The 5,760-nt window shown below is 42.3% G+C and carries 7 protein-coding genes and 1 pseudogene; 2 read left to right on the top strand and 6 right to left on the bottom strand.

Annotated elements, in window-relative coordinates; genetic code table 11:
• Positions 1–841 precede the first annotated feature (841 nt).
• Both ACH97_RS21550 and ACH97_RS21545 read left to right on the top strand, forming a co-directional pair.
• Positions 842–2,365, top strand: a complete 1,524-nt coding sequence (locus ACH97_RS21550; protein ID WP_048350127.1) for a T7SS effector LXG polymorphic toxin — start codon at positions 842–844, stop codon at positions 2,363–2,365.
• 17 nt (positions 2,366–2,382) lie between these two features.
• Positions 2,383–2,718 carry a hypothetical protein gene (locus ACH97_RS21545; protein ID WP_016886588.1) on the top strand — a complete coding sequence of 112 codons (336 nt, stop codon included), beginning with the start codon at positions 2,383–2,385 and terminating at the stop codon, positions 2,716–2,718.
• A 34-nt stretch (positions 2,719–2,752) separates the two neighbouring features.
• Here the strand turns inward: ACH97_RS21545 and ACH97_RS21540 are convergent, their stop codons facing one another.
• From ACH97_RS21540 to ACH97_RS21515, 6 genes and pseudogenes are all read right to left on the bottom strand, one after another.
• Positions 2,753–3,829, bottom strand: a complete 1,077-nt coding sequence (locus ACH97_RS21540; protein ID WP_017474867.1) for a peptidoglycan recognition protein family protein — start codon at positions 3,827–3,829, stop codon at positions 2,753–2,755.
• 52 nt (positions 3,830–3,881) lie between these two features.
• A complete protein-coding gene (locus ACH97_RS21535; protein ID WP_057957865.1) occupies positions 3,882–4,145 on the bottom strand; it encodes a phage holin in 264 nt (87 codons plus the stop codon).
• A gap of 15 nt (positions 4,146–4,160) precedes the next feature.
• A complete protein-coding gene (locus ACH97_RS21530) occupies positions 4,161–4,430 on the bottom strand; it encodes a hemolysin XhlA family protein (RefSeq protein WP_009329192.1) in 270 nt (89 codons plus the stop codon).
• A gap of 62 nt (positions 4,431–4,492) precedes the next feature.
• Positions 4,493–4,675 carry an XkdX family protein gene (locus ACH97_RS21525; protein ID WP_017474865.1) on the bottom strand — a complete coding sequence of 61 codons (183 nt, stop codon included), beginning with the start codon at positions 4,673–4,675 and terminating at the stop codon, positions 4,493–4,495.
• Positions 4,672–4,986 carry a hypothetical protein gene (locus tag ACH97_RS21520; protein WP_057957864.1) on the bottom strand — a complete coding sequence of 105 codons (315 nt, stop codon included), beginning with the start codon at positions 4,984–4,986 and terminating at the stop codon, positions 4,672–4,674. The genes ACH97_RS21525 and ACH97_RS21520 overlap by 4 nt, the downstream gene beginning before the upstream one ends.
• A 12-nt stretch (positions 4,987–4,998) precedes the next feature.
• Positions 4,999–5,760: pseudogene (locus ACH97_RS21515) on the bottom strand (phage baseplate upper protein); the annotation flags it as partial.

Here is a 5,760-nt window from a genome sequence, read left to right as displayed (position 1 = left end):
AAATAAAAGAAAAGTCCATAGCTTCTTCTATTTTCCTGACCAGATGGTCTTCCGGGACAAGTTCACTTAAGGCAAAGACTTCAAGCTGTTCGCGCTGATCTTTAGAGTGCTTAGACAACATGGAAAAACCTCCAAAAACTAGATTTCACTCACATTTTAACAAAAAAAGCTTGTCGATCAAGCCACTTTTTGTGGCTTTGTCGACAAGCTGAGAGGCTCTAAAAAGAGCCTCTTTTCCTTGATATATCAGCGTTTTGGACGCTGGGCTTACATCATTCCACCCATTTCTGTTATGGTTGCCCTTTAGTGCCTTGCTAACCCCTTCTATCCCTTATAGCACAAGGGGTTTCTGGTGTTCTCATTGCCCGTCTTTACCCTATAAAAAACAAGTGAAAATAAGCGAAAATTTCCCCCACTGTGGGCAAAATGTGGGCAAGAAGATGAACAATCTTTGCTATAATAAAACCACAAATACAAAAAGGAATGAAGGAAAATGAGTATCAACAAAATCAGATCAGCACTGTATAAGTCAGCTAAAATTTTAGGAGATGTTAACGCGGCGAAAAATGGAACGCTAGGGAAACGAATGGCCCGCCGAGCAGCCGGTAAAGCAACTGGCAAATTATTTAGAAATCTGTTTAAGTAATCTATACAATTGTCTAAGGTACCAAAAATAACAAAGCCACCAATCGTTAAATGGTGGCTTTTTATTCTATGTAGGCATAATCACCCAAAACAAATGATTCATTTTCATGGGTGTACAGGATTTATTCCCCGATTGGTTTCCGTATAGTGGTAAACTCTATACTGATTGTAACCAAAAAGATTAGAGGAGAATGCCATGAAGACTCTGGATGTTCAAGCGCTGCACAATGCAATTGATCAAACGCTCGAACAATTAAAAAAACAATCAGACGAATTCGCCAAAGTCAAAAAAGCCGTTGACGGCATCGCATCACTTGATGATGCTTTAAAAGGAAAAGGCGGCGATGCGATCCGCGCGTTTTATGAGGAATGCCACACCCCTTTTCTACAGTTCTATGATGCTTTCATAGAGGAATATAGTTCCACGCTGAAGAAAATGAAAAGCGCGCTAAATTCTCTGGAACCCAACCATAACGGATTTATTTCACAGTCCTTTCTCGAACACGAGTTGGAGAATGGCTTAAATGCCGCTGATCGCACAACAAAAAATTTGGTTTCTAAGACCAACGCCACGATCGCAAAAGTCAGTCATATCGTTGATTTACCGGATTTGAATGATAGCGGTTTTCATGAGCAAAATCAGAAAGCGTTAAAGGAAATCAGCACAACACTTGAAAAGCTGCATGCTTTTGACCGCGAGCAAACCAACGCCCTCAAAACGGCTGAAAACGACCTTGAGACGATGCAGAGATACATAGCGCGGCTCGAAAAGATGTATACCGGCCCCAAAATTGAAATCACCAGTTATCAAAAAGGTTCGATTTTAAAGCCGGATGAGATGGATACATTGAGTGGAAATCAAGAAACAGCGATGGGTGCCATGCTGAAAAAAGTCGGAGACAAAGAAGATGCGGACGTAAACACTCTCGCCGATCCAGATCGATTAAAAAAATTGGCGACACAAAAGGTTTCCAAGAAAGAGTACACCCAAGAGGAATTGAATGAACTGAAAAAAGATTATAGAGTATTTAACGATACGCTTTACCGGGCATACATAGACGGTGATACAATCGTCAAGATAGAACCCGCCTACACCCTTCCAGAGAATGTGGAAAAAAGCGACTTTGCTAAATATTTCGATACAGCGATGGAATTTACAGGTGTGTATGATGCAGTAAGAGCAGCGTTTGGATACGACCTTGCGACAGGCGAAATCGTTAAAGGTAGTGGTGACCGTTTGATGGCCGCATTGAATGTCACCCCTTTCGGAAAGGCATTTAAGTACGGAAAGCGCGGCTTCAAGTTATTTAAAGGTGAAGAAGCTGGAAAGAAAGTTGCGAAGGTAGATAAAACCCCTTCCTACGGCAAACAATCCGTTCCAAAAGGTCCGTACCGTGAAGTAAATGGTTTCCCTGCAAAAGTTAAACCAGGAGCTCAAGAAAAACATATTCCTGGAACACCAAATTATAAACAAGAAATTGCAAATGGCAGAACCAAGAGTATCTTCTATGGGGATAATAAAAAAGCTCAAGAGTTGCTTGATAAATATGCTGGCACGGGAGAATTCCCAAGGAAGGGAAGGGAAGTTGTTGACTTCGGCCAAAAAATAGGTAAAGCATATGACATGAAAACTGGTAAATATATTGAAACTACCAGAGGAACAATACATTATTCAAAAGACGGTGCTCATATAGTTCCTGCAAAACCATTAGAACCATAAGAAAAGGATTGATACTCATGGAATATAACTCTTTAATAAAAACATTAGATGAATATGGTGGTAAAGAACTGCGATTAGAATGGAAAAATGGATTAAAAATTATCGGAAATCCAGACACACTTTACGAAACAGATAATGGATTAGAAGATGACGATATCAATTACACAGAATATTATGCAGTTGCGTTTAGAGTGAATAACATTATATCCCACCCTACTAATAACGAAGGCAGTGTATATGATTGGTTAAGGCAAGGGGAAAGCTCCTTGGTTGAGATCTCTCTTTATGATGATCCACCAAATAAAATTTTAGTAGATGGTCAGACAGTATGGGAATTGGACAGTAATGAATAACAGTTAGCCCTCTTTTTTATAGAGGGCCTTTTGTTTACTTCAATAAAGCTTCAATTTTCGCCTTTGTCTTCGGCCCGTAAATGCCGTCGGCAGACAGCCCGTGCATCAGCTGGAACCGTTTGACCGCGTTCGCCGTCTTCGGCCCGTAATAGCCATCTATGCCGTTATTCTTCGCCTCTTTGTCTGGATAGAAATAGAGGGCAGCTAAAGCCTCCTGAATCTGCCGGACGGCCGTTCCTTTCATCATCGGGCTTTTGTATTTGTAAATACCGGTCGGCAGCTTGTAGGATGATTTTTTCCCGCTTGAAGATGACTTTCTCTTTTCAATGGCAGACAACGCTTTTTCTGTTGCCGGTCCATATATTCCATCTGCAGTAATCCCAGATTTCTTTTGAAGGGCTTTGACAGCTTGCACTGTTTCATTGCCATACGAGCCATCGGCCCCGTATTTCGGCAGTGAGAAGCCAGCCGCAATCAAACGTTTTTGAAGCGCCTTTACGCTTGATCCTGACGATCCTTTTTTAAGGATAGTCGTCCCTGTTGATTTGCTCGGCTGGCTCGTGGGTGCCGTCGTGTTCGACACAGTTTTATTTCCGAGCAAGGCATCAACTTTTTTCCTGAATGTCGTCAGCTGGCTTGCATCCCTCACCCAGGGAGTCGGACAGCTTTTATTTGTCACATCATAATGCCGCACAATCTTATCTGTAGAAAGGCCGTAACGCTTGCACAAATCAGCGACCAATTCAGCAGCATTTTGAACGGTTTCGCTGTGAATCTTGCCGTCTTTTTCGACGCACATTTCAACACCGATTGCCGTTGTGTTAGCGTTTGGTTTTAAAAAGCTGACATAACAGCGATTTTGATCATGGGCATGATATGCGACTTCGTTTTCAGGGATGATGTGCTGCGCCTCTTTACGGTCCACAAAATAATGGGCTGAAGCGTAACGTTTATCAGCGATACATGTGCCGTTGAAATAATTTCGCTCATTCAGTGCGGACGCGCCAGGAGTAGCCGTCCAGTGCATGACAATCCCTTTCACTCCTGCCAACTTCAACCCTGGCCGGGTATACTGATTGACTTTCACATAATTCTTCACAACTTTAACCATTTAAATCACTCCAATTTTGTTTTAAATAAAAAAGCCGCCTGAAGGCAGCCTTTTATTTCGTTAATCCTTTTTGTTTCAAAACTTCTTTTTGCTGCTTTCCTTTGCTTGTCACATAGTTGTTTTTGAACCAAGCGACCACAGACGTAATGATGGTGAATGCCGTGGAACCGGCCAAATACAAAGCGTCGGCCAGCGTATTCACTTGGTCCTCGCTGATCGGCAAAGCTGCCTTCCCAAACATGATCAATGTCTGGTTTACCAATGCAATAAAAAGAAGCACCGTCCGGACGACCGTGCCTTTGTCTAAGTTTTTCATATTGTATTTTCCTCCTTATTTTTGAATGAAATTAATGAAAAGCGCCGCAATCCCGGAGATCACCAGTGTACAAACCGCTGTGATGATGGCGCCCGTAATGCTGCGCTTAATCCATGTGGTGTTCTCTTCAATCTTGTTGAGCTTGTCATTGATGGACATAATCTGTTGATCGTGTCGATCAGACGCCCTTTCCAGTGTGATGACACGCTGTTCAAGCGTTTTGTGATCGGCCTTCAATTCGGTAATCTCCTGCTTGAAGACGTCCCATTCATTTGTTTGATGCATGTCCTGAAATCCTCCTGTTCTCACATCGTTTTCACCTCCCTCGAGGCAAAATAAAAACACCCTTATTGGGCGCTTGTCATTCCTAAATCCACACAGACGGCGGGCTTATCATAGCTCCGGCCTGTTATGTCTTCATATTCGGCCGGGGTGATCCACTTAATTTTTACGTACTCCCGCATTTCTTCATCTGTGTAACACCCCCAATCGTAGAATTGTTTTATATCTGCAAGAGTGGGATACTTCATGATGCCCCGCCCCCTTTTAACGCTTCAACATCAGCCTGAAGGCGCGCAATTTGCAATGAGAGCAATGCATTTTGTTTTTTCAATAGATCAGTTATGTCTGGCTCAGACTCCGGAGGCTGCAAGCTTTCAATATATTCTTTGGTAGCCGATTCAAACCATGCCCCTTTTGCAGGATCAAATTTGGCTAAGTACATACCGTCAGGCGGTTTTACTTCGCAATAAAATTCTGGCAGCTCCGCGTTGTCTTCGACTTGGATTTCTTCTCCTGGAATATAGATAAAATCCTCATCGTATTTGTAAATCCATGTCATTCGAACCACTCCCTATGCCGATTTAAATTTAAACCCAAAAGCAATAAATTCGTTTGGATTTACCGTATTTGAGCAACTTTGGATATATACAGTACCGTCTGTTGCAATTTGTGTTCTATGATACTGAGGTATTGAATCTGTCCCGACACTCGAAGCTACACCAATGAAATGGAAGGCTTGTAACGGACGATACCCTGTAGGCAATATAAAAGCTGGTACATCAAAACCGACAGTCCCCCCAGTTATAGATCCTATCACCTCCACTTCACCTAGCACATTTTTGCTAAACTGAACCTTGTGTGATCCATACTGTTTCCACCCGTTTAACAAAGTAGGCGATTGCCAGTTAACTACTGTGTCGGTATCTGTAATAACTCTTTGCCAGCCCCTAAAGACTCCATCTGTGTGGATGGTTGCGAACCACATCTTATTGTGGTAACTTGCTGTGGCTATAATTGTTTTTCTTCCAGAGTTCCCATCCATAATGTCATAATTGAACCATCCAGCATCATTAGGGTCAGGGGTATTAAGTAGTCTATTATTGAGACCGTAATAAAAACCAGGCGGCAAAGTTAATAAATCAGTACCATCAGGAATAAGGATTCGCACACCATTATCTTGTGTCAATTTATACAGTTGCCCCTTATTCCACTTAGTCCGCTCATCAGCGGTAATATGACGTACATTATCTGCGGTATGTGCATCAAAATCCGTTTTTGCCGCCTGTTTAACGTTGTCAAGGTTGCTTAACCCGACCTGAGCTTTCGTTACCTT

The organism is Bacillus paralicheniformis (genome assembly GCF_001042485.2).
GTDB classification, from domain to species: Bacteria; Bacillota; Bacilli; order Bacillales; family Bacillaceae; genus Bacillus; species Bacillus paralicheniformis.
The sequence above is the reverse complement of the archived record's forward strand: the minus strand, read 5'-3'. Positions and strand labels throughout refer to the sequence as shown.